This is a genomic window from Streptomyces sp. NPDC056161, from assembly GCF_042268025.1.
Lineage (GTDB): Bacteria > Actinomycetota > Actinomycetes > Streptomycetales > Streptomycetaceae > Streptomyces.
This window is the reverse complement of the sequence record NZ_JBHJUV010000021.1, coordinates 108591-134430: the sequence shown is the minus strand read 5'-3', so window position 1 is coordinate 134430 and position 25840 is coordinate 108591. Positions and strand designations below refer to the sequence as shown.

Annotated in this window: 19 protein-coding genes; 7 read left to right on the top strand and 12 right to left on the bottom strand. The window is 72.4% G+C overall.

The genetic code is table 11. The features are described from left to right. Positions 1–75 precede the first annotated feature (75 nt). The 8 genes from ACFC09_RS21180 to ACFC09_RS21145 all read right to left on the bottom strand — a co-directional run bounded on the left by ACFC09_RS21180 (position 76) and on the right by ACFC09_RS21145 (position 12396). The gene (locus ACFC09_RS21180; protein WP_376530466.1) at positions 76–2262 is read right to left on the bottom strand and encodes a bifunctional serine/threonine-protein kinase/ABC transporter substrate-binding protein; all 2187 of its coding nucleotides are present in this window, start codon (positions 2260–2262) and stop codon (positions 76–78) included. A 28-nt stretch (positions 2263–2290) separates the two neighbouring features. Beyond that, entirely contained in the window at positions 2291–4417 is a 2127-nt protein-coding gene (locus tag ACFC09_RS21175; protein ID WP_376530565.1) for a bifunctional serine/threonine-protein kinase/ABC transporter substrate-binding protein, read from the bottom strand. Continuing rightward, the gene (locus ACFC09_RS21170; protein WP_376530463.1) at positions 4417–5322 is read right to left on the bottom strand and encodes a hypothetical protein; all 906 of its coding nucleotides are present in this window, start codon (positions 5320–5322) and stop codon (positions 4417–4419) included. The genes ACFC09_RS21175 and ACFC09_RS21170 overlap by 1 nt, the downstream gene beginning before the upstream one ends. Positions 5323–5535: 213 nt before the next feature. Then, positions 5536–6438 (bottom strand): class I SAM-dependent methyltransferase, encoded by a 903-nt coding sequence (locus tag ACFC09_RS21165; protein WP_376530460.1) that lies wholly within the window; start codon positions 6436–6438, stop codon positions 5536–5538. 163 nt (positions 6439–6601) lie between these two features. After that, positions 6602–8455: a phospholipase C gene (locus ACFC09_RS21160; protein WP_376530457.1), complete on the bottom strand. Its 1854-nt coding sequence runs from the start codon at positions 8453–8455 to the stop codon at positions 6602–6604. A 175-nt stretch (positions 8456–8630) separates the two neighbouring features. Beyond that, a complete protein-coding gene (gene efeB / locus ACFC09_RS21155; protein WP_376530454.1) occupies positions 8631–9875 on the bottom strand; it encodes an iron uptake transporter deferrochelatase/peroxidase subunit in 1245 nt (414 codons plus the stop codon). Next, entirely contained in the window at positions 9872–11032 is a 1161-nt protein-coding gene (locus ACFC09_RS21150; RefSeq protein ID WP_376530451.1) for an EfeM/EfeO family lipoprotein, read from the bottom strand. The genes efeB and ACFC09_RS21150 overlap by 4 nt, the downstream gene beginning before the upstream one ends. A gap of 287 nt (positions 11033–11319) precedes the next feature. Continuing rightward, on the bottom strand, positions 11320–12396 hold the full coding sequence (locus ACFC09_RS21145) for a LysR family transcriptional regulator (protein ID WP_376530449.1): 1077 nt from the start codon (positions 12394–12396) through the stop codon (positions 11320–11322). Positions 12397–12546: 150 nt separating this feature from the next. Here ACFC09_RS21145 and ACFC09_RS21140 point away from each other — a divergent pair, with 150 nt between their 5' ends. The 4 genes from ACFC09_RS21140 to ACFC09_RS21125 all read left to right on the top strand — a co-directional run bounded on the left by ACFC09_RS21140 (position 12547) and on the right by ACFC09_RS21125 (position 15961). Next, positions 12547–13500, top strand: coding sequence for an NADP-dependent oxidoreductase (locus ACFC09_RS21140; protein WP_376530446.1), 954 nt, complete (start codon positions 12547–12549; stop codon positions 13498–13500). 62 nt (positions 13501–13562) lie between these two features. Continuing rightward, positions 13563–14612 (top strand): aldo/keto reductase, encoded by a 1050-nt coding sequence (locus tag ACFC09_RS21135; RefSeq protein ID WP_376530443.1) that lies wholly within the window; start codon positions 13563–13565, stop codon positions 14610–14612. A gap of 171 nt (positions 14613–14783) precedes the next feature. After that, entirely contained in the window at positions 14784–15437 is a 654-nt protein-coding gene (locus ACFC09_RS21130; protein ID WP_376530440.1) for a TOPRIM nucleotidyl transferase/hydrolase domain-containing protein, read from the top strand. 131 nt (positions 15438–15568) lie between these two features. Further along, a complete protein-coding gene (locus tag ACFC09_RS21125) occupies positions 15569–15961 on the top strand; it encodes a BlaI/MecI/CopY family transcriptional regulator (protein ID WP_376530437.1) in 393 nt (130 codons plus the stop codon). Positions 15962–16121: 160 nt separating this feature from the next. Here ACFC09_RS21125 and ACFC09_RS21120 read toward each other — a convergent pair whose 3' ends face one another. Continuing rightward, positions 16122–16796, bottom strand: a complete 675-nt coding sequence (locus ACFC09_RS21120) for a DedA family protein (protein ID WP_376530435.1) — start codon at positions 16794–16796, stop codon at positions 16122–16124. Between the two features lie 524 nt (positions 16797–17320). Between ACFC09_RS21120 and ACFC09_RS21115 the strand changes: the two genes are divergently transcribed. Further along, entirely contained in the window at positions 17321–18805 is a 1485-nt protein-coding gene (locus ACFC09_RS21115; RefSeq protein WP_376530433.1) for a glycosyltransferase, read from the top strand. Then, positions 18802–19611, top strand: coding sequence for a polysaccharide deacetylase family protein (locus ACFC09_RS21110; RefSeq protein ID WP_376530431.1), 810 nt, complete (start codon positions 18802–18804; stop codon positions 19609–19611). The genes ACFC09_RS21115 and ACFC09_RS21110 overlap by 4 nt, the downstream gene beginning before the upstream one ends. A gap of 66 nt (positions 19612–19677) precedes the next feature. On the opposite strand, the gene ACFC09_RS21105 is transcribed toward ACFC09_RS21110, so the two are convergent. The 3 genes from ACFC09_RS21105 to ACFC09_RS21095 form a co-directional block, all read right to left on the bottom strand. Continuing rightward, entirely contained in the window at positions 19678–20646 is a 969-nt protein-coding gene (locus ACFC09_RS21105) for a YoaK family protein (RefSeq protein WP_376530429.1), read from the bottom strand. Positions 20647–21680: 1034 nt separating this feature from the next. After that, positions 21681–22094, bottom strand: a complete 414-nt coding sequence (locus ACFC09_RS21100; RefSeq protein WP_376530426.1) for a type II toxin-antitoxin system VapC family toxin — start codon at positions 22092–22094, stop codon at positions 21681–21683. Further along, on the bottom strand, positions 22091–22354 hold the full coding sequence (locus tag ACFC09_RS21095) for a CopG family transcriptional regulator (protein ID WP_376530424.1): 264 nt from the start codon (positions 22352–22354) through the stop codon (positions 22091–22093). The genes ACFC09_RS21100 and ACFC09_RS21095 overlap by 4 nt, the downstream gene beginning before the upstream one ends. Positions 22355–22634: 280 nt before the next feature. On the opposite strand from ACFC09_RS21095, the gene ACFC09_RS21090 reads away from it, so the two are divergent. Next, positions 22635–25796, top strand: a complete 3162-nt coding sequence (locus ACFC09_RS21090) for an AAA domain-containing protein (RefSeq protein ID WP_376530421.1) — start codon at positions 22635–22637, stop codon at positions 25794–25796. Positions 25797–25840 lie beyond the last annotated feature (44 nt).

The window sequence follows — 25840 nt, the reverse complement described above, 5'->3', positions numbered from 1 at the left end:
TGCCCGCCGTCAGGACTCGTCCCCCGGGCCGGATGCCCGCCGTCAGGACTCGTCCCCCGGGCCGGATGCCCGCCGTCAGGACTCGTCCCCCGTGCCCGTGTCCGCCCGTACCTCCTCGTACTGCCCGAGGAACCGCGGCACGCCGTTCGTCACCCGCCACAGGAACAGGCCCGGCGTCACTTGCACCCCGCCGGTGTCCGAGCGGAAGGCGATGGTCCTGGTGACGCCGTGGTACTTCAGCGCGCGCAGCCGGTGCGCCAGGCTGCCGGTGTCCAACTGCCCCGTGCCCATCACGGTCAGCGCCTCCGCGAGGAGGCCGGCCACGTCGTACGCCTCCGCCGCGCCCCGCCCGACCTCCTGGACGCCGTACCGCCGCCGGAACGAACTGACGAAACCCGCCGCCGACTTCATCCGCGCCGGGTCCACGTACGTCGTGGCGAAGACCCAGCCCTGAGCCGCCGCGCCCGCCGAGTCCAGGAAGCCCGGACCGCCGGAGTCGAGGACCGGTTCGGTCGCCGCGGGCGTGCCGGTGAACCCGGCCGCCCGCAGCGCGCGGGCGCAGGCGGCGGCCCGCCGCGGTGAACTGCCGCAGTAGACGACGGCCTGCGCCCGTGCCGCCTCGGCGGCCACCGGAGCGAAGTCGTCGGTGTCCGCGGCCACCGGGTACGCGCTGACCGAACCGGCGGACGACAGCGGCTTCGTCAGCGCCTGGACGGTCTGCCAGCTGTACTCGGCCGTGGCCCGGTCGTCGATCAGCGCGGTACGGGTGGCCCGGCTGATGGTGCTGAGGTAGTGGACGAGCGGGGGGCCCATCGCGTAGTCGGGCGCCCTGACCTGGAACACGGCCGGCTCGGTGACCGAGTTCATGCCGTACAGGGTGTAGGCGCCCGCCCACGCGGTCAGCATCGGCACGAGGGCGCCGTTGTAGGTGTCCCGGACCGCGAGCGCGGTGGCGTCGGACGTCGGCCCGACCACCGCGCACGCCTCGCCCGCCGCGACCAGCCGCTTGGCCAGCTCCTTGGCCCGGTCCGTCTCGCCGCGGTCGTCGAGGACGGTGAGGGCCAGGTCGTAGCGGCGGTCCGCGCGTGCGTTGTGCTGCTCGGCGGCGAGCCGCACGCCCCGCTCGACGGCCCCGCCGAGCGCCTTGCCGGGGCCCGTCAGGTCGGCGTGCACGGCGACGGCGCGGGTGGGCCGGGGGCCGTCCGCGCCCGCCCCGGCCCGCCGGCCGACCAGCCAGGCGGCGCCGCCGCCCACGGCCAGTACACCCGCCGTCGAGGCGCCCAGCAGCAGGAGACGCCGCCGTCCGCAGGCGGGTCGCTCCCGCGCTGCGGGCTCCTGCGGTGCGACCTCCGGTGGTGCGCGCCGCTCCGGCTCCGGCAGGTTCAGGACCTGCGCCGAACGTTCGGCGATCACCGCGGGCAGACCGGTCGGCAGCCAGTCGTCGGTGTCGGACCCGGACCCGCCCAGGTCCGCCCGCAGCCGAGGCACCGTCGGCCGGTCGGCCGGGGCCTTGGCGAGGCAGCGGGCGATCAGCGTGCGCAGCGCGTCGTCCGGGACGTCGTCGAGGTCGGGCGCCTCGTGGATGGTGCGGTACAGCGCGCCCGCCGCGCCGCCACCGCCGAACGGCGGCCGTCCGCTCGCCGCGTAGGCGAGCAGGCAGCCCAGCGAGAACACGTCGCTGGGCGCGCCCACCTCCTCCTCGCGGGCCCGCGCCTGCTCGGGCGAGAGATAGCCGGGGGTGCCGATGATCACGTCCGACGCGGTCAGCGCGGTGGCGCCGCTCGTCCGGGCGATGCCGAAGTCGATCAGCCGGGGACCGTCGAGGGCGAGCAGGACGTTCCCGGGTTTGACGTCACGGTGCACGAGCCCGGCCGCGTGCACGGCGGCGAGTGCGTCCGCGAGCCGGGCACCGAGCGCCCGCACGGTGTCCGGCGGCAGCGGCCCGTACCCGCCGACCGTCTCGGCGAGCGAGGGCCCGGGGACGAAGGCGGTGGCGATCCAGGGCCCGGGGGCCTCGGGGTCCGCGGCCGTCACGGGCGTCGTCCAGCGGCCGTCGACCCGGGCGGCGGCAGCGGCCTCGCGGCGGAACCGGGCCCGGAAGCCGGGATCGGCGGCGTGCTCGGCGCGGATCACCTTGACGGCGGCCAGCGCGCCGCCGGCGGAACGGCCGAGGTAGACGACGCCCATGCCGCCCGCTCCGATCCGGGCCAGCAGGCGGTACCCGCCGACCGACTCCGGGTCGGCGGCGGTCAGCGGCCGCATCGCCACCGGGCCCCCGACCGCGACGCCGTCACGCCGTCCTCGGCTGGGGAGCCTGGTCCGGGGCCGGGCCCAGATAGTGGAAGGTGCCGTCGAGGACCTGGTGCACGAAGCTGGCCGGCGTCTTCAGCGTCGGCGGGCTCCCGTCCGCGGCGGCGAACGCGAAGTCGCGGGTGATGCCCTGGTACTCGGCCTTCCCCAGCGGGCCGATGAGCGCCTTGCGGGTCGGGCGCTTCCCCGCCGTCGCGGTGAGCTGCCGGATCAGCAGGTTCGCCGCGTCGTAGCCCTCGGCGGCCCAGAAGCCGGGGCCGCGTCCGTACCGTTCGCGGAAGGTCTGGGCGAAGGAGCGGACGTCCGTCGCGCCCGGCCCGATCGCGCTCGCCACCACCGTCCACCCGGCGGCGGCCGGTTCGGCGGCGAACCGGGCGTCGAGGGCGGGTTCGGCCGCGTACTTCGGCCCGTCGAAGCCGGCCATCCCCCGCGCCGCCCGGATCGCCCCGTCGACCGGACCCGCGTACACGAACGCCTCGATGCCCGCGGACCGCATGTCGGCCAGTACGCCGGTGAGATCGGTGGTGCCGGCCGGCACCACCCGCGGATACGTCGCGTCGTGGTACTCCCGGACGAGGAAGTTGACCATCTGGATGGTCATCCAGGAGACGTCGGCGCCGCCGCGGTCCAGCAGCACACCCACCGGACTGGCCGCGCTGGTCGCCTCCAGATGGAAGGCCAGCTTCATGGCGACCACGCTGTGCAGCGGCCGGCCCCGCACGAAGGAACGGATGTTCTGTACGAGGTTCAGTCCGGCGGACATGCCGAGCACGGGCAGCAGGGCCGCGTCGTAGACGGGCAGGGCGGCCTGGGTGGTCGCGTCGGTGCCCGCCCCGATCACCGCCAGGACGTCCGTGTCGTCGACGAGCCGCTGGGCCGCCGCGGCGGCACGATCGGCCCGGCCCTCGTCGTCGGACGACGCCAACCGCAGGGTGAACGGCCGGTCGGCGCGGGCGTTGAACTCCTCCACCGCGATCCGGGCGCCCTCCTGCTGCGCCTGCCCGGCCGCCTTGCCGGGGCCGCTGAGGTCGGCCTGCACCCCGATCGCCCAGCCGGGCCCGGCCGCCGCGTGCCGCCCGCCGCCGCGCAGCGCGGCCCAGGCCGCGGCACCGCCGCCGAGGGCGAGGACGGCCGCGCCCCCGGAGACGACGGCGAGGAACCGGCGCCGGGACGGGTCGCCCTCGCGCACCGGTCCCTCGATGATCGTGGCCCCGATCTCGGGCAGCGACAGCATCTCCGCGGACCGGTCGGCGACCATGCGGACGACGCCGGCCGGCAGCCAGTCGGCGGTCCCGGACGGCACGTCCTCCACCAGGGCGGCGTCGAGACCGTCCGGGGTGGGCCGCTCGGCCGGGTCCTTGGCGAGGCAGCGTCGCAGGACGGTGGCCAACTCCTCGTCCAGGCCGTCGAGATCGGGCTCGTCGTGGACGGTCCGGTAGAGCAGCGCGTCCACCGCGCCGGCGCCGAACGGCGGCCGGCCCGTCGCTGCGTACGCCAGCACACAGCCCAGCGAGAACACGTCGCTCGCCGGACCGAGCCGGTCGCCGCCCGCGGCCTGCTCGGGGGAGAGGAAGCCGGGGGTGCCGACGATCACGTCCGACGCGGTCAGCGCGGTCGCGTCGCTCGCTCGGGCGATGCCGAAGTCGATCAGCCGGGGGCCGTCGGCGGCGAGCAGGATGTTGCCCGGCTTCACGTCCCGGTGGACCAGACCGGCCTCGTGCACGGCGGCCAGCGCGCGGGCCAGTGCCTTCCCCAGGACCCGCACCGCTCGCGCGGGCAGCGGCCCGTGCCGGCCGACGGCCTCGGCGAGCGACGGGCCGGGCTCGAAGACCGTCGCCAGCCAGGGCCGTGCGGCGTCCGGATCGGCGCCGGTGACCTTGACCACCCACGGGGAGTCCACCCGCCGGGCGGCGTCCGCCTCGCGGCGGAACCGGGCCCGGAAGTCGTCGTCGTGCGCGTACTCGGCCTGGATCACCTTGACGGCGGCGAGCGCCCCCGAGTCGGCGCGGCCGAGGTAGACGACGCCCATGCCGCCCTCGCCGAGCCGGGCCAGCAGCCGGTGGCCGCCCAGGAACGAGGGGTCACCCGGGCGCAGGGAACGGTCGATCACTTGCGGTCCCCCAGTTCGCCGCGCACCGCGGTCTCCATGGCGGCGACGGCCCGCGCCTGCGCGGTCAGCAGATCGCCCTGCGCGTACCCCGTGCCGCCCTGGACGGCGACGGCTATGGTCACCGGTCCGAGCCGGACCTGGTCCCAGAAGTAGTTCATGTCCCCCTTGCCGATCTCGGGATTGCGGTAACGGCCCACCTCCAGCAGGACGTCGTCGGCCGAGGTGTTCCCGTTCGTTCCGTAGCCGGAGCCGATCGAGTTGAGGCCGATGATCCGTTCGTCGGCGCGCAACTGCTGGTCGGGGCAGCGCAGCGCCTCCTCAAGGGTCTCGGACATCTCCAGGTCGGCCTGGGCGGTGGTGCGGTGCACGGTGACGGTCGCGGCGGTGCGCACCTCGCCCTTGCCGCCGGCGGCCGGGAGCCGGGCGTAGCGGGTGAGGCTGCCGAGCACGTCGGCGGGGAGCGACCGCCGCTGCCAGACGCAGTCGGTGCCGAGGACCGGCCAGTCGGCCGGATCGCTCTCGTACGGGGTGCGCCGCTCGTAGCCGGGCCCGTAGCTGTCGGGGCCCACGGTGACGGCGCGCAGCAGTCGCAGGGCCTGCGACCGGTTCGCGGGCAGCAGCGCCGGATCGGCCTTGAACCGCGCGTCCCCGGCGGACTGCTGCCCGGTTCCGGCGCCGTCACCGGACCCCGCGGAGGCCGCCCCGGACCCGGCCGGACCGGGGCTCGCCGTCCCGGACCCGGCCGTCGTGCCGCCGGTCGCGGCCGAGGTGGCGGCACCGGGAGTGGTCCGCTGCCCGGCAGCGTCGTTCCCGCCGCCCGAGCACCCCACCAGCAGCGCCGCGCAGACGATCACCACGGCGGACCCCTGTCTTCCGCGCCCGAGGGCTCCTGCGTACGTCACGATCCTCCGTCCCACGCCGTCCTCCCGCCCGCACCGGACACCGGTACGCGACGGTGGACATCGATCAACTCATCTTTGCGCATGGGGAGATGGAGATGCGACGTACCGCCCGAGTCGGCCCTCCCGCACCGCTTGGAACGGGCCCGTCCGGTCAGCACCGCTGTGCGGAGATCCGGGCTGCGAAAGACCCCGAGGTCAGTGAAGCCAGGCGGCTCAGGGCCGGGGGGCGCGGTCCCCCGGAGCGGGCGGCGCCGCGGCGCCGTGCGCCGGTTTGCGCCAGGTTCTGATCTCGGTCGCCGGCAGGCACTCGGTGAAAAGGCCGCCGGGCGACGCCTGCCGCAGCACCGCCCGGAGGTCCCGCTCGAACTGCGAAAGCCGGTCCTCGAAGAGGTGCGGTGCGGCGGAGGACCGGGAGAACACCCACGCCACGATGTCGTCCGCGGTGCGCTCGACCACCGCTCCGCCCGGGACGACGTGCCGGGCGGACGCCTCGAACCCGGCCCGCGCGAGCACCAGGTCCTCGCGTCCCGGCGTGCCCTTCGGCAGCGTGCCCCGGCCCGCCCGGCGCACCGGCCCCAGATACCGCCGCACCAGCGCGTGGATCTCCGCGCCGGGCGGTGCGGGATGCGCGGGCGACGGCGGCCGTGGCGGTGGAACCGACTCCCCGGACCCGTCCTTGAGGTCGCTCACGACGACGAACGCGCCGCCCGGCTCCAGCATCCCGAAGACGGCTTCGGCGACCCGGTCCCGGTCGGTCCAGTGGAAGGACTGCGCGAACACGGCGGCGCGGAAACCGCCGAGGCCGGCCGGCAGGTCCTCGGCCCGGACGGCCACCCACCGCGCGTTGGCCACCCCGCGGCGCTCGGCCGCGCGCCGCGCCTCGGCCAGCATGTCCGCGTCGGGGTCGACGCCGACGGCCTCCGCGACGAACGGCGCCATGGCCAGCAGCACAGTGCCCGGCCCGCAGCCCACGTCGAGCAGCCGGCCCCGCCCGTCCAGACCGAGGGCGGCGGCCAGGGTCCCGGCGAAGCCCGGGGCGTACGGCAGCCGGCCGCGCTCGTAGAAGGCCGCGCTGCCGCGGAACAGCGTGCTGTCCCACTGCCATCCCTCGGGCATCCCCGTTCCCTTTCCGTTTGCGTCCTTGTGCCGGAGCAGGCGAAGCATACGAAAAGGCACCGCCCGGCAGCCGACCTTTTCCCCCGGGGAGGGCCGAGGCATCGGCCAGGGGGCGTCGGGCTGCCGGGCGGTGCCGACCGCGTCCGTCACCGGACGCTCGTCGTCAGGCGATCACGCGGTGCTTGCGGCGGAGCGTGAAGTACGTGCCCGTGGCGCCGGCGGCCAGCAGCCCGCCCACACCGAGGTACACCGGGAGGGTGACACCGGAGGTGCCGGTGGTCGCGGCCGTGTTCTGCATCGGGCCCGCGTCGATGCTCGTGGCGATCGGGGCGACGGCGCGGATGGGGCCGACGGACTTGACGGAGCCGTCCGAGTTCAGCAGCACCTGCTTGTCGTTGGAGTGCCGGAAGTCGAACATGCCGTTCAGGGAGCCCGCGGTGGCGTCGAACGAGTGGTCGCCGATCCGGCCCGTGCGCCAGTTGTCCTCGATGAAGCGGGTGATGGAGGACTGGTCGGTCAGGGTGTGGTCGACCTTGTTGACCTTGCTGTACGGGGAGATCACGAGCAGCGGCTGGCGGGTGCCGGGACCGCAGCGGTCGGCGTAGCCGCCGGACGCCTTCGGGCCGTTCTGGCACGCCTTGCTGTCGGTGGACTGGCCGTTGGAGCCCAGCGAGGTGTCCGTCGAACCGTTGCGCGGAGCGACGTAGGCGTGGTCGTACCAGCCGTCGGAGTCGTCGTAGGCGACGACGATCGCGGTGGACTTCCACTGCGGCGAGCTCTGGATGGTGTTGATCTCGTTGACCAGGAAGTGCTGCTCGTCGGTCGGGTCCGAGTAGCCGGCGTGGCCGTCCTGGTACTCACCGGCCTTGAGGAAGCTGACGGCCGGGAGCTTGCCCGACTTCGCGACCGCGTCGAAGTCGCTCAGATCGTAGTTGTGGTTGGCCTGACCGCTGTGGCCGATCTCGTCCACGTTCTTCGGCGGCAGGTGGTGCGGGTTGGCCGTCGACTTGTAGTACGAGAAGGGGTTGTGGTGCGGGCTGTAGTCGGCCACGGACGCGCCACCGAGGTTGGTGTGCGTGGTGTCGCACTTGGCGTAGTCGGTGCCCTTGCCGTCCCAGGCGGTGGACGGGCGGAAGCCGCCCTGGAACCAGCCCCAGCTGACGTCCTTCTTGTTCAGCAGGTCACCGATGTTCTGGCCCTGCATCGAGGCCAGCGCGCTGGTGGACTTGTGGTCGCTGTCGGAGCAGTCGTCGTAGGCCGGGTCCGGGTCGTTGATGACCGTGCCGACCCCCTTCGCGTCGGGCGACTTGACCGCGTACGAGTCCGGCGTCGAGGTCTGCTTGGGGTTCTCGGTGCCGGTGGACGGGTCCATGGAGACCACGCCGTGCGTCTGGCCCGAGACCAGGTTCAGCGCGCCGGGCGTGGAGGGGCCGTAGACCGAGCTGTAGGAGCGGTCGTTCAGCGTGTACTGCTGGGCGTAGTTCCACAGCGCGGTGACGGTGTTGCCGTCGTAGTAGTCCATCACCAGGCCGGGCTCACCGAACAGGCCGCCGCTGCACTTGTCGACCTCGGTGTTCTCCACGTACTTGTCGGCCTTGCCGCCGTCGGCGGCCAGCTGCTCGGCACCGTAGGAGTGGTTCTGGTCGCAGGTCATGGCCTGGGACGGGGAGAGCCGCTTCGGCGCGTACTGGTTCGGGTTCTTCGTCAGCAGCCCGGCGTGCGCCAGGGTGTCGATGTCCTTCGGGGTCTTCTTCGCCGCCGTGAACTTCGTGCCGTCGGTGTTGGCGGCCTTCGGGTACGTGGCGAAGTAGTGGTCGAAGGAGACGTTCTCGTCGAAGAGCACGACCACGTGCTTGATCGGGGTGGTCGTCGAGGAGTGGTCCTGGTGGTTGCCCTGGCCGTGGCCGGCCGGCACCGCGGCCCAGGTGGGCGCGGTTCCGCCGAGGACGGCGAGAGCGGCGGCCCCCACCAGCGCCCCCAGACTCCTGATCGTTGTTCTGCTTGCCTTGCTGGCCATGCTCGTTCACCCTCCGGGCGAATATTCAGTGAGCTGTACGGCCACGCATGTTTCGCCGCTCGGGCGGCATGTCGGCGGAAGCGTGGTGGCGGCCGGGTGAACAAGGGGTCAGGGAAAATGGGCCGAACTTTGACCGCTTATTGACTGGTCGAGCGTCGAAGTTGTCTGAATCGAGTCAGGTGAGCAGGGCGCGTCCGTACCAGTCCGCCGCGTCCCGCACACCGGGCAGCGCATAGAAGTAGCCACCGCCGAACGGTGAGATGTAGTCGGTGAGGGGTTCACCCGCCAGCCGCTTCTGCACGGTCTCGAACTGCCGGACGACGTCCTGCTGGTAGCAGCAGAACAGCAGGCCCATGTCGAGGTTGCCGTTGCTGTCCGTGCCCAGGTCGTAGTTGTACGGGCGGCGCAGGATCCGCTGGTCGGTGGTGGCCGCGGTACGGGGGTTGGCGAGCCGTATGTGCGAGTCGAGGGGGATGACGTCGCCCTTGGGGTCGGCCGCGAAGTCCGGGGTGTCGTGCTCCGCGTCGCCGTCCAGGGGAGCGCCGGACTCACGGGAGCGGCCGAACATCCGCTCCTGCTCGCTCAGCGAGACCCGGTCCCAGAACTCCACCAGCATGCGGATGAGCCGCACCACCTGGTAGCTGCCGCCGACCGCCCAGTCGGGTTCGCCCGCACCCTTGCCGACCCACACCAGGCCGTCCATCTCACGGGCGGTGGTCCCCGGGTTGGCCGTGCCGTCCTTGAAACCCAGCAGGTTGCGCGGGGTGCCGGCGGGGCGGGGCGGGCTGCTGAAGCCGTCCAGGCGCCAGCGGACCTGCATGCCGCCGCGGGTGTGCCGGGCGATGTCGCGCAGGGCGTGCAGCACGGTGTCGTTGTCGTCGGCGTGCAGGTGCAGGCTGAGGTCGCCGTGGCACCATTCGGGGCGCAGGTCGTCGTCGGGGAAGGCGGGCATGGCGGTCAGCCGGCGCGGCTTCTGCCTCGTCAGCCCGAACCGGTCGTCGAACAGCGAGGCGCCGACACCGACGGTCACCGCCAGCGCGTCGGACGGCAGCCGCTCGCCGAGGATGCCCGAGTCGCTGGGCGGGGCGGTGATGCCCACCGGCGCGGGGGTGCCGCCGGAGGTCAGGAACCGGGCCCGGTCGGTGAGGGTGCGCAGCACGTCGGTCAGCTCGGACCGGCTCCGCGCGGTCAGGTCGAAGGAGACGAACACGCTGGTCCGGCGCGGCGGCGCGATCACGGACTGCTGGTGGACGCCGTGGAACGCGACGACGGGGGACGCCCCGGTACCGGCGGCGGCGTCGGACGCGGTCGCCGGGACGGCCGCGGCGGCGCCCCCCGCGGCCAGCCCCGCACCCGCGAGCGCCGCCCCGCGCAGGAACCGGCGCCGGCCGACTCCGTCCGTGCCCTCGGCCGTACTCACACCGTCCTCCGCGGATCGCACAGGGTCGCCACCGACGCCAGCCGCTCCACCAGGTCGCCCAGGACCGCGTCGACGTCCTCGCGCTGCGTGCGGCTCAGCCGGTCCAGCGGGGTCCATCCGCCGCCGTGCCGGAAACCGTCCAGGGTGTGCCCGGCACGGTCCAGCTCACTGTCCAGGCCGGACAGATCGGCGTACCGGGTGGTGAGCAGGGGGTGCAGCCGGGACAGGACCTGACGGGTGCCGTCCAGGTTGGCACCGGCGGTGGCCAGATTGCTGCCGCTGCCGTAGTCGGTGCGGCCGGTCAGCTCGAACTGCACGGTGTTCTCCAGGATCTCGTGCGCCCGCAGGCCCAGCTGGGCCGGGTCCATCCGGGCCTGCGCCCAGCTGTCCCGCAGCCCCGTGACCGCCTTCACCAGAGCGGCGGCCGGAGCGCGCAGCCCGGCGGCGGACTCGCCGTGCCACAGGCCGTACTCGATGCGGTGGAAGCCGGCGAAGTCCTTGTCGTGCACCCCGCCGGGCAGCCCCGCGTCGGTGCCGTTGATCTGCGCGTCCGCGTCACCGAAGGCGTCGTACGCCGCGCCCAGCCGCTCGTACTCCAGGTGCGCGGGCAGCCAGGCCGTCCGTGCCGCGGGCAGGTCCCCCCGGTCGATGGTGTCCTGGAGCCTCGTCGTCAGCCGCACCACGTCGGTGAGCCCGCTGCCCACCCACTTCTGGTAGGCGAGCGCCGGCGGAATCAGATCGTGCTCGGTGACCGGGGCCGCCGACGGGCCGCTGCGGCCCGTCGCGATGCGCACGGTCGGCCCGGTCACGGCGTCGGCGTCGTCGGGGACGCACTTGAAGGCGTACGAACCCTTGCCGACCCGGACGGTCAGCTCCCGTGTCGTTCCGGGGCCGATGTCCTCCACCTCGCCGTAGACGGCCTGGCTCTGCGGATCCTCCAGGAACACCTCGGCGGAGCCCCCGGTCGTGTTGTGCAGGTCGAACACCTGGACACCGGGCGCGGGCGCGTCCCAGCCGTGGCCGCAGTTGCTCGACGACACCTCGACGGTGGTGTGCGGCAGACCGCCGGAGTCCGCGTGGGCCGGTCGTGACCCGTGCGTGACGGCCAGGGCCCCGGCCACCAGGCACACGAGGACGGCACCCGCGACGCCCCACATATGCCACGACCTCCATCTGAGGCCGGACAACACCATCCGGAGCCTCCCGGGGTCGTACCGTACGTCGATCACGTCATGCTAGGCAGCGGATCGCACTCGAACGGCCGTCCAAAGAATCCCATGACCAAGAGTTCCCTCCTGATTCACCGGACGTCCAGTGACCGGGACCACAGGGCGCGGGTGCTGGTGGGCGGGGGTGCGGTGGCCCTGGGGGCGCCCGGTGCCGAATGACCCGGTGACCGGTGACCGGTGACCCGGTGGTGAGGCTGCCGGTTCCTGACTGATCGTCAGTACTGGGAGGGCCGGCGGACCGGTTCGTCCTCGTCCGCGGACTCTCCCGCCTCCGCACGGGCCGCCGCCGCGGCCGCGACGGCCGCCCGGACGAAGGCGGCGACCGCCGGTGCGTGGGCGTCCTGCGGCCAGGCCACGGCCAGCACGGCGGGCTCCTGGTCGACGACCGGCCGGAAGGCGATCTCGGGCCGCGGGTAGCGCCGGGCGACCGAGGCGGGAACGAAGCAGACGAGGCTGCCGAGTTCGACGAGCCGGAAGATCTGCGGCAGGTCCGAGACGCTGTGCGCGCTGTCGGCGGGGTCCGTGGGGTCCATGGGGTGCGCGGTGCTCGCGGTGTGCGCAGTGCTCGGGGCGTTCGGGTTTTTCGGGTATTTCGGGGCGTTCGGGGTGATCGCGGTGGAGATGCCGGGCCCGGGTGCGCCGGGCTGCTGGTGGGTCGCGGCCCAGTCGTGCGCGTCGAGGACCGGGCCCCGGTCGGCGGGGAACCCGCCGGGCAGGCTCCGGCCCGCCAACTCGGCCAACCGCAGGGACGGCCGGGCGGCGAGCGGGTCGGTGGCCGCCAGGGCGATCACGAAGGGCTCGGTGAGCAGTGGCTCGGAGTCCAGGCCGCGGTCGTCGAAGGGGGCGAGCATCAGCGCGGTGTCGGCGCGGCCGTCACGCAGCGCCTGTGCCTGTTCGCCGATGCGGCCGAGGACCAGGGTGACCGGAAGGGCCTTGGCCGCCGCGGCGTACGCCTCAAGGATCCGGTGCAGCAGACCGCCGTCGATGTCGGCCTTCAGCGCGAGACGCAACTGGGGTGCGGGCTCGCCGGCGTGCCGGGCCCGGCGGCCCGCGGCGCTGACCGCTTCGAGCGCGGTCCTGGCCTCCCGCAGCAGGACCTCTCCGGCCGGAGTGAGCGCGACCTGGCGGGTGCTTCGGGTGAGCAGGGGCACACCGAGTCCGCGCTCCAGTTCCCGTATCGCCCGGGACAGCGGCGGCTGCGCCATGCCGAGCCGGTCGGCCGCGCGCCCGAAGTGCAGTTCTTCCGCGACCGCGACGAAATACCGGAGCTGCCGCGTCTCCAACTCACTCATACCCACAGGGTATCAACGGTGCTCGGATCGGTCCTTAAGGTCCACCGCCATGCCGGGTTGACTGGCAGCGATCCGCCGCCCGCCGACGTCCGGCACATCGGCGCCACCAGGGCGGCGCGGGGGACCGGCTGACTTACAGGAGATGAAGCCATGCGCGCAGTCGCGGTACGGAAGAGCGGCGACACACCCGGACTGATGGAACTCCCCGTCCCCCGCCCGGCGCCGGGAGAAGTCCTGGTCGAACTGGCGGCGGCGTCGGTGAACCCGATCGACGTGGGCATCGCCGGTGGATACTTCGAGGGCCAGTTGCCCCATGTGTACCCGCTCGTCCTGGGCGTGGACGGCGCGGGCCGCGTGGTACAGGCCGGGGAAGCGGTGCGCGGGCTGGAACCCGGCGACATCGTGCACGGCCAGTTCCTCCGCTCACCCCTGGGCCACGGCACGTTCGCCGAGTACGCGGTGGTCCCGGAGCACCCGGAACAGGGGGCGCTGCTGCGGATCCCCGACGGCATGCCCGCCGACATCGCGGCGGCGCTGCCGACCGCGGGCATGACCGCGCTCGGCGTCCTCGAAGCCATCGGCCCGCGGGCCGGCGGCTCGATCCTGATCACCGGTGCCACCGGCGGGGTGGGCGTCCTCGCCGTCCAACTGGCCGCCGCCCGCGGCATGGAGGTCATCGCGACCGCCCGGCCCGACGCCGACGGGTGGATCCGGGGGCTCGGCGCCGCCGGCACCGTCGACCACACGGCCGGCGACGTCGCCGGGCAGGTCCGCCGGACCCATCCCGACGGGGTGGACGCCTTCCTCGACCTCACCCGCGACCAGGCCGGCTTCGGTGACTTGGCGGGACTCGTCCGCGACGGCGGCACGGCCGCGTCCGTGACCTTCACCGCGCCACCGGAACTGCTCGGCTCGGAACGGATCGCCGTGAGCAACTACGCGATGCAGGACAAGCCCGATCTGCTCGCCCGGATCACCGAGGAAGTCGCGTCGGGCAGGATCACGGTCCCCGTCCAGCGGACCGTCTCGCTGGCCGAGGCCCCCGAAGCGCTGGCACGGAACGCCGCGGGCGGCGCGCGGGGCAAGACGACGGTACGCATCTGATCACGCATGGCCCGCATGGCCCGTAACACCCGTAAGGCCCGCAAGCAAGGAGAGAAGTCCCCATGGACTACGTCAAGCTCGGCACCACCGGCCTCGACGTCTCACCGATCGCGATCGGTGCGATGACCTACGGCGAGCCCGGCCGCGGCCACCCGGTCTGGTCACTCGACGAGGAGGACAGCCGCCCGCTCGTCAAGCACGCCCTGGAGCAGGGAATCAACTTCTTCGACACGGCCAACGTGTACTCGCAGGGCTCCAGCGAGGAGATCCTCGGCCGCGCGCTGCGGGACTTCGCGGACCGCGACGCCGTCGTGATCGCGACCAAGCTGCGGAACCCGACGCGCTCGGGCCCGAACGGCAAGGGCCTGAGCCGGAAGGCGATCATGACCGAGGTCGACCACTCGCTGCGGCGCCTCGGCACGGACCACATCGACCTGTACCAGGTCCACCGCAACGACCACGCGACCCCGCTGGAGGAGACCCTCGAAGCGCTGCACGACCTGGTCAGGTCCGGCAAGGTCCGCTACCTGGGCGCCTCGTCCATGCCGGCCTGGGAGTTCGCGAAGGCGCTGCACCTCCAGCGCGCGCACGGCTGGGCCCGCTTCGTGTCGATGCAGGACCACTACAACCTGCTCGCCCGCGAGGAGGAACGGGAGATGATCCCGCTCTGCCTCGACGAGGGCGTCGGCACGGTCGTCTGGAGCCCGCTGGCCCGGGGCCGCCTCGCCCGCGCCTGGACGGACGCGAGGGCGACCGCCCGCGGCGGCGACGACGGGTTCGCCGAGATGCTGTACACGCCGGTGACCGAGGAAGCGGACCGCGCCGTCGTCGACGCCGTCGGCCGCATCGCGGACGCGCGGGGGGTCGGGCGCGCGCAGATCGCCCTCGCCTGGCTGCACGGCAAGCCGGTCGTCACCGCACCGCTGGTCGGAGCGAGCACGACGCGACAGATCGACGACGCGGTCGCCTCACTGGCGATCGAGCTGAGCGCCGAGGAGACCAGCGCGCTCGAAGCGCCCTACACGCCCCGCCACGACTTCCAGGGCGTCTCCGACGACGCCGAACTCCAGGCCATCATGGCCCGCCTGCCCCAGTTCGCGCCCGCGAGCTGAACGCCCCGCGCCGTCGGCCGGGCCGTGCGCCGTACGCCGTACGCCGTACCTGAGCCGTGCGCCGTACTTGAACTGTCGCGCGCCGTGCATGAGCCCGCCCGGCGCCACCGGAAAACGTACGTGCGTACGGGATCGCGACCGTGCCACGATGGCGTCGGGAAGCGAGGTCTCGTGGACGAGTTGGGGCGATTCCGCCTGGCGCTGGTCGCCTGGGCCGCGGGCGGAGCGGCGGCGAGCGCGTCCGCCGTGGTGGCGCGGGAGCTGTCCGGCGGTGTGCGGACGGTCGTGCTCGTCGAGGGAGACAGCGATCGGACCGCGCTCGAATCGCTGGCCACGCGCTACGGCCGCGACCTCGCGGCGGAGGGCGTCGCGGTGGTACCGCTCGGCGGCGCGACGAACATCGGACGCTTCCTGAACGTATGCGGTCCACCGGGCCTCGGCCTCCCGCTGGCCGGGCTCTGCGACATCGGCGAGGAGCGGCATTTCCGGCGCCATCTGGAGCGGGTCGGGATCGGGGCCGGTCTCACACGCGCCGACCTGGAGGCACTGGGGTTCCAGGTGTGCGTCGCCGACCTGGAGGACGAACTGATCCGCGCTCTCGGACCGGAGAGCGTGCGGCAGGTGATCGAGGCCCAGGGCGAGACCCGTCCCTTCCACACCTTCCAGGGCCAGCCGGCCCAGCGGGAACGACCGGTGGAGCACCAACTGCGCCGCTTCATGGGCACACACAGCGGCCGCAAGGCCCTCTACGCGCAGGCGCTGGTCGCCCACCTCGACCTCGAACGCGTACCCCGCCCGCTGGAGCGCCTGCTCACACACGTCTGACCCGACCCCTGAGCACAGTGGCTCCCCGCTCCCCGCTCCCCGCTCCCCGTGAGTACGTTTCTACGTCACGTAGTAGCTTGAGCGGGAGGGCGGACGGCCCTGTCGGTGCGGAAGGACTGGGAGGTGCCGGGGTGACGGGCGGCAAGGACGGCCGGGGGGAGGCCCGGCGGCGTGCGCGGGGTGAGCTGGAAGGGGAGGTGCTGGCGGCCTTGTGGGCGGCCGGCGGCCCGGTGTCGGCGGCGGTGGTCCACGAGCAGGTGACCGGAGCCGCGTACACCACGGTGCTGACGATCCTGACCCGGTTGTGCGACAAGGGCCTGGTGACCCGGCGGCGGGAGGGCCGCGGCCATGCGTACGCGCCCGTCGACGACCAGGCCGGACTGGCGGCGGCGGGGATGCATTCCCTGCTGGACGAGGGCGGGGACCGCGCGGCGGTGCTGGCCCGGTTCGTGTCGGAGCTGTCGGCGGAGGACGAGCAACTGCTGGAACACCTGCTGCACGGGGATCTCCGCGACCGGGGGTGAGACGTGTTCCGGCCGGTTCCGGTATATCTGCCGCTGCTGGTGAGTGCGCTGTCGGCGCCGGCGGTGATGACCGGGCCCGCGCGGACGGACCGGGCGCCGACCGGTGCGCTGATGCCGATCAACGGATGCTGATCGACGGATGCTGATCGACGGATGCTGATCAACGGGTCGAGGTGGTGTCCTGCTCGTCCCGTGCGGGCGAGGGCGGCGACGCCGCGGCGGCGCGGCGGCGGATCAGGTGGCGCGTCACCAGGACCACCAGGACGACGGCCAGCGCGGCCAGCACGAACAACTCGTACCGCTGGATGGTCGGATACAGGGTGTCGATGTGGTTGCCGGCCAGGTAGCCGAGGGTCACCCAGGTGCCCACCCACAGCACCGCGCCGAGCGTGTTGAAGAGGAGGAACCGGCGCCAGGGCATCCCACTGAGCCCGGCGATGATGCCGTTGGCCTGGCGCAGACCCTCGATGAAGCGGGCGACGGTGATGACCTTGCCGCCGTGCCGGGTGAAGAACTCCTCGGCCTTGGCGACGCGCGCGGGGGTGAGCAGTACGTAGCGGCCGTACCGGTTCACGAGGCGTTGGCCGCCGTATCGGCCGATGGCGTAGCTGACGTTGTCGCCGAGTATGGCCGCGACCACCGCGATCACCGCGACCGTGACCACGTTCAGTCTGCCCGCCCCTGCGTACACGGCGGCCGCGATCAGCACGGTCTCGCCGGGGACCGGCACACCGAAGTCCTCAAGGAAGATCAGGGCGCCGACCGCCGCATAGCCCCAGTGGTCGAGGAGCGGGGCCAGGTCGGCGAGTATGCCCGGCAGCGGGGGCGCGGTCATCGCGGATCACCCATGCACACCGAGCGTACTGGGATCGGCCGCGCTTCGCCGGTTCGGCGTCGCGGACCAGCGGCGGTCACGGCGGCGTCGCGTAGGGCACCGGCCCCTTCGCCCATATCCCGCATTCCCACTGCCCAACCAAATGTTCTACAACTCGTAGTAGATTCACTCGTGCCAGTGCGTGTGCCCGTACCCGCACCCGTACCTGCACCCCTCCGCCCGGCGCGCGTGGACCCGCGCCTCCAGCCGTAGTCCCATCCGCACCCCGCCGCGCCGCCGATCCGCCGCGCCGTCGATCCACCCCGCCGTCATCCATGGGGTCCCGAACCCATCCGATCTCCTTACCTGACCGCGGTTCCCAGCTTCTACATCATGTAGTAGCTTCGGCCTCGGTACGCCGCCCTCGCGTCGTGCCCCGAGGCCGCCGCCCGTGGACCTGGCTCCGGGCCGCCCATGACGCCGCCCTGGCCCGGGGACGTTCGGCCGTGCCCGTGCCCCGTTTCCCGTCAGGAGGCTGATCGACCGTGCCGGACCGCCACGACCCGCTGCCGGGCTCGGTGCCTTCGCCCTCCGCCGCGCCACCGCCGCGGCCGACGGCCCGGACACCCCGGCGGATCGTCGTCATCTCCGCCGGCGTCGGCGCCGGACACGACGGAGCGGCCGCGGGACTGGCCGACCGGCTCACCGCACACGGATTCCTGGTCGACCGCCACGACTTCCTCGACCTGCTGCCCGCGCGGACGGGCCGCCTGCTGCGCGGCACCTACCGCCGCCTGCTGACCTGGGCGCCGACGGGCTACCAGCGCCTGTACGCGGCGACCGAGCACGCCGCGCGCCCCGGCCTGGTGTGGCGGGCACTGCTGCGCAGTGCCGAGCGCCGCACGCTGCGGACGCTGACACCGGACACCTGGGCGGTCGTCTCGACCTACCCGGGGGCCAGCCAGGTCCTCGGCGCGCTCCGGCGGCGCGGCCTGCTGACGGTGCCGGCCTGCACCTACCTGACCGACTTCTCCGTGCACGCCCTGTGGGTCGCCCCTGGCGTGGACGCACACCTGGCCGTGCACGCCATACCCGCGCTCCAGGCCCACGCCCGGGGCGCGGCGGGTGTCACGGTCGCCGGCCCCGTGACCGACCCGCGGTTCGCCCCTGCCGACGGGCAGCGGCCCGCCGCTCGCGCCCGGCACGGCCTGCCCGAGCACGCGTCCCTGGCCCTGCTGGTGGCGGGCTCGTGGGGAGTCGGCGCGGTCCGGCGGGCCGCCGCCGAGATACGGGACGCGCAGGTCGCGGTGCCGGTGGTGGTCTGCGGACGCAACCAGGCCCTCGCCGAGCAGTTGCGCCGGGACGGCATCGAGTACGCCTTCGGCTGGGTGGACGACATGCCGGGCCTCATGCACGCCTGTGACGTGCTGGTCCAGAACGCCGGGGGACTGACCTCGCTGGAGGCGTTCGCCGCCGGGCTGCCCGTGGCCAGTTACCGCTGCATTCCAGGGCACGGCCGTACCAACGCCGAGGCGCTGGAGGAGGCGGGGCTGGCCGCCTGGATCCGGCGGCCGGAGGACCTGGGCCCCGTGCTCGGCGAACTGCTGCACGGACCGCGCGGCCGGGCCCAGCGCACGGCGGGGCTGGCCCTGCACCGCTCCGGCCCCGGCCCGGTGCCCGCCATCGCCGCACGCTTCGGAGGGACGCCGACACCGGCAGCACCGCTCCCCGCAGCGGGCCACCCGGTCGGCGCACGATCGTCCCGCACCTGGCGCGGCCCCGGCGACGCGCCGTCCCGTACGCCGCGCCGACCGGGCGATGCCCCGTCCCGTACCCTGCGCCGACCGGGCAAGGCCCCGTCCGCCGGGACCACGGTGGGCCGACCGGGCCGACGCCGGCTCGCCCTGGCCGCCACCGTCGCGGTGGCCACCCTCTCCCTGGGCGTCGCCGCCCCGCTGGCCTACTCCTACGCCGAAGCCCCCGCCCGGTTCACCGCGGTCGCCCACTACCTGGACGGAGACAGGCGATGACCCCCGCCCGCTCCACCCTGCTCGCCTCGGCCGCGGTCCTGCCCGCGCTCGCCGCGGTGCACGCCGCACCCGCGATCTCCACGTTCGGGCCGCTGCGCAACACGGTCATGCCGCGCCTGGCCGGGCAGGGTCGCCCGGATCACGTCGCCCTCACCTTCGACGACGGTCCCGACCCGCTGTCCACCCCGTACTTCCTCGGTCTCCTCGCGGCGCGCGGGGTCCGTGCCACCTTCTTCCTGCTCGGCTCGATGCTGGCCCGCTCGCCGGGGCTGGCGAAGGAGATGGCCGCCGCCGGGCACGAGATCGCCGTCCACGGCTGGCACCACCGCCCCCTGCTGGTGCGCGGGCCGCGCGCCACCTACGACGACCTCGCCCGCGCCCGTGACGCCGTGGCCGACGTGACCGGCAGGCCACCACTGATCTTCCGGCCCCCGTACGGGGTGATGACCACCGCGGCCCATCTGGCCTGCCGCCGCCTCGGCCTGACCCCGGTGCTGTGGACCTGCTGGGGCGAGGACTGGCGCAGAAGGGCCACTCCGCGAACCGTCCAGGACACCGTCCTACGGGACCTGCGCGGCGGCGGCACCATCCTGCTGCACGATTCCGACTGCACCTCGGCCCCCGGCTCCTGGCGCACCACCCTGCGGGCACTGCCCCGCATCCTCGACGCCTGCCACGCGCGGGACTGGCGGACCGGCCCCCTGTACGAACACGGCGTACCCGGCCTGCCCGCCCTACCCGGATTGCCCGGTGTGCCCGCCCTGCCCGGATTGAGGGGGCGTGGCACCGGGCAGGGCGGTGTCTGACCGGGAGCCGCCCGGCAGGCCGGGGCAGACATCCGCCTGCCCCGGCCAACGACCGGACCGGATCCGCTACTGGGCGCGATGGTCGGCCGGTGCCACGGTCAGCCGGGCCGCCCCCGAGCGTGAGGGCCGTTCGCTGAGGACCGCCTTGGCGATGACGATGACCAGAGCGATGACGATGACCGGCACGGTGGCGGCGTACGCGTGGGCATGGTGGAGCAGCCAGGCGGCCAGGAAGGCGCCCGCGCTCATGGCCGCGACGTTGCCGACCCAGCGGCGTACCTGGCTGCGGTTGAGGGTCCCGCCGGCGAGGCCGGTGAAGATGTTGATGAAGGTGGCGGTCGCGGCCGTGGTGGAGACTCCGGGGACGTGCATGGAACGGATCGCATTCATCTGCAGACCCATACCGAAGGCGTTGATTCCGACGAGGGCCGTCATCATGGTGCCGGAGAGATCCGTGGGGTGGGTCAGCCACAGCCCGAGGAAGACGAACTGCACGGCGAGCACACCGACGAGAACATCCGTCACGCGCCGCGGCCACACCACGGACACGTGGTCGTCGTCGATCTCTTCCTCGCCGTCGAAAGCCTTGAGGATCCGGACGGCCGCCATCGCGCCGACCGCGAACGCGGCCAGGGAGATACATACGCGGACCGGGTCGGGACCGTCGGGCGGACGTATCCCGTCGAGACCGGCTCCCAGGAAGACGATGTTCCCGGTCTGGAAAGCGGAGAACACCTTCCCGAAGCTGAAGAACGTGATCGCGTCGTACATGCCGGTGGAGAAGGCCAAGGCCACGAGCAGCCAGTCACGCAGTGCGATGCGCGATGCGGGGGCGTGGTGGGCCGCCCAGTCCGTGACCCTGTCCGGACGAGGGCCGATGGCCGCGGACCGGGATCCCGACGGCGCGGGGATGCGGATCGCACCCTGCCCGTCCACGGATTCGCCCCCCGGTGCCCCGGCCGTTCTCTTGGACGTCTGAGCGTCACCCGGATCGCTGTCGTCGCCCGTGGGCGGTTCGAAGGCTGTCCTGTGCATGCCTTTCCTCCAAACGCCGTTGTTCGTGGTGGTGCTGTTTTATGCAATTCCCGATCGGATGAAAAAGCCAGCCTCAGAAGGGCTCAAGGAAAGTCACGGGCGAACCTCACCAAGGTAAAATCCCCTGGTGGGGCAGTGGATCGGTACAGTCCGACGGCAGATCGATTCTGTCAATCAAGCAATTTGCGGGGTGTATGAAAACCGAGCCGGCACGCACTTCTTCCACCCCACGTCGGCATCCGACTCGACCAGGCCCCCGTCCGCACCGCTGATCACCACGGATCCCGCAGAACCCCGTCGCACGACGACGACTGGGCCGTGGCCCTGGACGACGACGACCCATTCCTCCGTCGTCCTGGACACTGGCCTGACGCCGTACTTTCCGGCGGGTGTCGATCCGCCGTTACTCGTGCAGATTCCCGAGAAATCCTTGAGCCGCTACCCACAGCATTCGAACCTGCGCACACGGCTCCGGAGCGAATGCGTCGATCTGCCCTGTCAGTACCCCTGTCAGTACCCCTGTCGGTATCCCTGTCGGTACCTCAGACGGCTTCGGACCACTGCCGCGAAAACCCGCCGCGAACTACCTACCTTCAGCGCGAGATGCCTCGTCCTTCGGGAACATCCAAGAAGGCGCGGGCCTGCCCAAGTGGTCTGGCACAGCGAGCCCGTTCGACTTCTGCGAGGGGTTGTCAGGTGACGTCGCCGTCCGCGCTCGTTGCCGTCATTGCTGCCGTCACTTCGTGCGGGTACTGCCCGGACGCCAACTCATGGTCGGCGGTCGCTCAGGCTCTGGACCGTGCAGGGCTCGGGCGTCCGTCCGGCTCCACCCACGAGGTGGTTTTCCGTTCCGTGCGTCGGTGCGCTGACACGCAGGTAAGTCAGGCTCGATCTACGTAAGATCCCAACTCCATGCCGGCGTCCGGCAGCAATGCTTGCTGCTGGACGCCGGCATCGCTACGCGCGGTCGGAGGATAGTTCTTCATGACCACGAGATGTCCGTTCTCAGATCCTCAGGATCCGGTGTCGCGTGATCAGGTCTTGATGACCGTTGCGCGCGACCCGCAGAGTGCGGTCAGGTCCTCCGGGTCGGACGTAAGGATGGTGACGGGTCCGGGGGAGGCGAGGGCGGTCGCGCTCAGCATGGCGTCGATCGCGTGCCTGTGGCCGTGCAGGCCGGCCTCGGCCAGGAGGACGGCGGCGTGGCGGGCGATCGGTTCCGTAACCGGCTCCACGGTGAGGCGGGAAAGGGTCCATTCCAGTGCGGGACGGTTGACGCGCGGGCGGACCACTTCCACCAAGGTGGCCGCAGACGTGATCACGCGCAAGTCGTCTGCGCGGGCGAGTGCGAGCCAGGCCGTGACCGTTCGGTCACGCAGTACAGCCTTCGCCAGTCCTTCGCTGTCGAGCACCAGCGTGCCGCCCGGGGTGGCGGAGGAGCGTGTCACGCCGCGTTCTTCCCGTCACCGGTCTGCTGTGCGCGTGCCTGGTGCAGCTGATCGCGCAGGGTCTGTACCTCGTCCTCGGTGACGGGACCGTGTTCTGCCTCCGCGACCTGGATAAGTTCGTTGAGGTTGTCCCGTTCGATCTGCCGGGCGACGGCGGCGGCGACGTAGGCGGACAGGCCGGAGGGGCCGCCACGGGCACGGGCGGCGTCGGCAATGTCCCGAGGCATCGTGATCGAGTACTTCTGGGTAGGCTCGCTCATGCTCTTTATGCTACTGCGAATGCTACCGAGCCGGCCCTGGAGTACGAGTCACCGCTCCACCTTGGCGGGATTGTAGGTGGGCATCGTCTGGCTGCCCTGGTACCACGGAACCAAGATCCAGACAGCACGGTGATAGCGGGGGAACGTGGGCTGGCAGGAAGAAGTTGTCTCGGCGCTGGACGCCTGGGTGGCCAACGAGGGCGTACCTGCGCGGGAGCCGCGCTGGCGGCCTCTCGGCCGAGCGGTACGGGGCCGAAAACCCGGGGAGTATGTCATCGACGTGCGTGGCTCCGAGATCGGGACGGACCAGCTCCAGGGCGACAGTCTGAGACTGGCCGGACCCGACGAGGACGGTGTGGACGCGGGGCACTCCGTGCTCGACGTGTTCAAGGACGGCACCGCTCTTCGGGTGCGCGTGCCGGAGTTCGCGGACCCCGCCGATCCGCATCTGTGGATGAAACCGCAGCCCACCGGATTCCTCGTGAAGGCCCTGCGCGAGGGCGTGGCCGCCCTCACCGAGGCTCCGCTGGCCCACCTCATGGCTCGCGGCGAGGCGGGCACCGGTCGGCTGGCCCCGACCGGACCGCCGCCGGGCGCGCTCCTGCCGGCTCAGGACCTCGCCTACCGTGCCTGTACGGGCGAGGGACTGTGGCTGGTGTGGGGCCCACCGGGCACCGGCAAGACCACGGTCCTCAAACGGGCCATCGGCGACCTGAGCGCACGGGGAAAGCGGGTCCTGCTGGTCTCGGCTACCAATATCGCTGTGGACAACGCCCTGTGGGGTGTGGTGAAGGAACGCCGGCACGCGGACGGCGAGATTGTCCGAGTGGGACCGCCTCACCTGCGGGAGGTCGCCGAGGACACGAGTGTCTGTCTCACGCTGATGGTGCGTGGGCGTCTGACCGAAGCCGATGAACGACGTCGCGCGGTCGCCGCCCAGTTGGTCGAAGCCCGGGAGCGGGCACGTGAGGTGGAGGAACTGGAGCGGAGCCTCAAGGACTTCGACGCGGTGGCGTACGCGACGGACCGCACGCGGCTCGATGACTCCGCTCGTACCTCCGAGGCTCTGGAGAGAGCGCGCGATCGGGCGCACCGCGACGCCCAGGAAGCAGCGGAGACCGTCGTACGGCTGGAAGAAGCCCACCAGGCCGCGGACGAAGCGGTGAAGGCGACGAAGGAGGCCCAGGCCGACTGGAAAACGTACGACGAGTATCAGGAACGCTTCGCCCAACTGCGGTCGGTGGTCACCGATCTGGAGGCGAAAGCCCTGCTCGCCGACAGTGAGTGCGCGGCGGCTCAGGAGCGCCTGGACGGCTTCGATCAGTTGAAGGGCTTCGCGAGGCGCCGGACCAAGGCGGACCGGGAAGCGGCGCGCGGCGGCCTGGAGACGGCACGTACCAAGGCCCAGGGAGCGAAGAAGAAGGCAGCGGAAGCCCGTTCCGTCCTCGCGCGCCAGGAGGAAGCCGTAACGGTGCGACTGGCGGAGATCCGCGCGCGGATCACGTTCAGCAAGCAGGAGATCGGGCTCCGGCAGACGACCTTGCGCACGGTGGAGAACGACCTGGAACAGGCACGGCGAACCCACCGGTCCACCACCGCCCTCTTGGCCCCCCTCGCCCGGGAGCTCAGCCTCTCGCAAGCGGCAGCGACCCGTGTTGCGGAGGCCGACCGCCTCGGCCACCCCAGGCTCCACGCCCTCGCGGCGAACCTGAGACCCCAAGTCGCCGCGGACCAGGAGAATCACCCGGCCCTTGAACGCCGCCACCGCGAACTCCAGGAGGAGTACGACAAACTCGCCCGTGACGCCCAGGGCGAGATCATCCGCGGCGCCAAGGTCGTGGCCACCACGCTCGCCCGCTTCCGCACGACCAAGGCGGTGTTCGAGGGCGAGTACGACGTCGTCCTGGTCGACGAGGCAGGAGCCGCGACCCTGCCTGAAGTCCTCCTTGCCGTGGGCAAGGCCAGGACGACGGCCGTTCTGCTCGGAGACTTCATGCAGCTCGGCCCTGTCCTGCCGAAACTCGACAGCAGGAAACGGCCCGATGTCGCCCGCTGGATCCTGCGCGAGGTCTACGAGCACTTCGGGATCGAGTCACCGGCGGCTGCCGTCAACCACCCCGGCTGTGTCGTCCTGGACGTCCAGCACCGCTTCGGCCACGACGTCATGAGCCTCACGAACGCCCTCGCGTACGACGGCGTTCTGAAACCCGGCCCCGGTGTCGAGCAACGTACCGCGCGGCGCGCACCCGACGACGCCGAAATCGTGATCATTGACACCGACGGACTCCAGAGCCTCGCCCAGGCCCACCGCACGGGCCGCCGCAAGGGTTGGTGGCCGGCCGGCGCCCTGCTCGCCAGGGCGCTGATCGACCTGCACCGCGAGGACGGCGAGGACGCCGGTGTCGTCACGCCGTACCCAGTACAGGCGGAAGCCACCCTGGAGGCCCTCCGGGACCATGAGGCGACAGACGGCCGGCTCGCCGAAGTCGGGACGGCACACCGGTTCCAGGGCCGTGAGTTCCCCGTGGTCATCTTCGACACCGTGGAGGACGACTACGGTGACGGCCTCTGGATGTCCCAGGCCACTCGGGCTCCCGGGGCGACAGCCTGGGCCCGCAACGGCGTGCGGCTCTTCAACGTCGCCGTCACGCGTGTACAGACCAGGTTGTACGTTCTCGGAAGCCGCAGCCGCATCCTCGCCGCCGGCGAACAGACGGCCATGGGCAAGCTCGCCGCACTCATCCACGACCGGCGCGCCAAGTGGGTCCCGGCGACCCAGCTCATCGCGCCGGGCGGACAGCCCGACATCCCTCTCGGCCCGTTCAGCACCCGCCTCGCCGACGTCCTCTCGCGCCACGTGGAAGTCACCGACGTCCATGACGAGAACTCCTTCTACGAAACGTTCGCCGACCGGTTGGCCGAGGCCCGCACCTCCCTGTGGATCTGGTCCCCCTGGACCGCGAAACGCCTGCTCGGCCTTCTGCCGGTGCTTGAGGACGCGGTGCGCCGCGGAGTGCGTGTGACGGTGTTCGTCCGCGACCCCTACGACACCGGCCAGAAGAAACAGTCCCATCTGGTCAAGCAGCTTCGGACCGTGGTCCGCACTGTCGTTTCCGTCAACGTCATGCACCAGAAGATCGTCGTCATCGACGAGCACACGGTTCTGCTGGGCAGCCTCAACTCCCTCTCGCAGAGTCGTTCCCGCGAGGTGATGCTGACCATCAAGGGTGGCCATTTCGCCCGCAAGATCCTCACCCACGAACACGCGGAGGACTTCGCGAAACCGCCGCGGTGCGGTTCGTGCCAGGGAGACGATGTGGATCTGCGGCGTCGAGGCGACGGCACTTGGTACTGGAGATGTTTCAACCGGGCGTGCCCGGCACGGCAGGGCACCCGGGCGTGGGAGGCACCAGTGCGGTTCGGGTCGGGGCGTCGACACTGAGCCCGATCTCGGGCCCAGACAGCCTTGCCGGACGGGGGCTGCGG

Coding starts and splice junctions, on each gene's coding strand:
- ACFC09_RS21095 (WP_376530424.1), bottom strand. CDS start 22,354: ATGAGCGAGCCTACCCAGAAGTACTCGATCACGATGCCTCGGGACATT.
- ACFC09_RS21150 (WP_376530451.1), bottom strand. CDS start 11,032: ATGTGGGGCGTCGCGGGTGCCGTCCTCGTGTGCCTGGTGGCCGGGGCC.
- ACFC09_RS21180 (WP_376530466.1), bottom strand. CDS start 2,262: ATGCGGCCGCTGACCGCCGCCGACCCGGAGTCGGTCGGCGGGTACCGC.
- ACFC09_RS21140 (WP_376530446.1), top strand. CDS start 12,547: ATGCGCGCAGTCGCGGTACGGAAGAGCGGCGACACACCCGGACTGATG.
- ACFC09_RS21110 (WP_376530431.1), top strand. CDS start 18,802: ATGACCCCCGCCCGCTCCACCCTGCTCGCCTCGGCCGCGGTCCTGCCC.
- ACFC09_RS21165 (WP_376530460.1), bottom strand. CDS start 6,438: ATGCCCGAGGGATGGCAGTGGGACAGCACGCTGTTCCGCGGCAGCGCG.
- ACFC09_RS21120 (WP_376530435.1), bottom strand. CDS start 16,796: ATGACCGCGCCCCCGCTGCCGGGCATACTCGCCGACCTGGCCCCGCTC.
- ACFC09_RS21105 (WP_376530429.1), bottom strand. CDS start 20,646: ATGCACAGGACAGCCTTCGAACCGCCCACGGGCGACGACAGCGATCCG.
- ACFC09_RS21145 (WP_376530449.1), bottom strand. CDS start 12,396: ATGAGTGAGTTGGAGACGCGGCAGCTCCGGTATTTCGTCGCGGTCGCG.
- ACFC09_RS21160 (WP_376530457.1), bottom strand. CDS start 8,455: ATGGCCAGCAAGGCAAGCAGAACAACGATCAGGAGTCTGGGGGCGCTG.
- ACFC09_RS21135 (WP_376530443.1), top strand. CDS start 13,563: ATGGACTACGTCAAGCTCGGCACCACCGGCCTCGACGTCTCACCGATC.